The sequence below is a fragment of the Plebeiibacterium marinum genome, from assembly GCF_026013615.1.
Lineage (GTDB): Bacteria > Bacteroidota > Bacteroidia > Bacteroidales > Marinilabiliaceae > Saccharicrinis > Saccharicrinis marinus_A.
Genome location: NZ_JAPDPI010000125.1, coordinates 1 through 678, shown reverse-complemented (window position 1 = coordinate 678; position 678 = coordinate 1). Strand labels below are relative to the sequence as shown.

The window sequence follows — 678 nt, the reverse complement described above, 5'->3', positions numbered from 1 at the left end:
TGAGATCCGCAAGGCCCTGGAAGCAGCCAAAGCAGAAACAGAAAAGCCGTTCCTTATCATAGGAAAAACCATCATGGGTAAAGGCGCTGTTGCAGCTGATGGCTCTTCATTCGAAAAAATGGTTTCTACCCACGGTCAGCCATTGTCGGCAGCTGGTGCATGTTTCGAAAGCACAGCCAAAAACCTTGGGGCATTGAACGGTGACCCATTCGTTATTTTTGAGGATGTAGCAGAAATGTATGCTGCGGCCAATGCTAAAAAGGCAGAATATGCTGCTGCAAAAAAAGCAGAACAGGCAGAATGGGAAAAAGCAAATCCTGAATTGGCAGCCAAGTTTGCCAAGTTCTTCTCAGGAGAAGCTCCTCAAGTGGATTATGCAGCCATAGAGCAAAAAGCAGGTTCGGCTACCCGTGCAGCTTCAGCTACTGTGTTGGGCGCTTTTGCCGAGCAGGTTGAAAACATGATCGTATCGTCTGCCGATTTGGCAAATTCAGATAAAACAGATGGTTTCCTAAAGAAAACAAAAGCGTTTTCAAAGGGTGATTTCTCAGGGCAGTTCCTACAGTCGGGTGTGGCAGAGTTGACCATGGCTTCTATAGCAAACGGTATGGCACTTCACGGAGGTGTTATCCCTGTAGTGGGCACGTTCTTCGTATTCTCTGATTACATGAAACCTGC

1 protein-coding gene is annotated in these 678 nt (G+C 47.1%); it reads left to right on the top strand.

Annotated elements, in window-relative coordinates; translation table 11 throughout:
- Positions 1 to 678, top strand: a 678-nt coding sequence (locus OM074_RS21180) for a thiamine pyrophosphate-binding protein (protein ID WP_494515698.1), incomplete at both ends; no start/stop codon positions are given.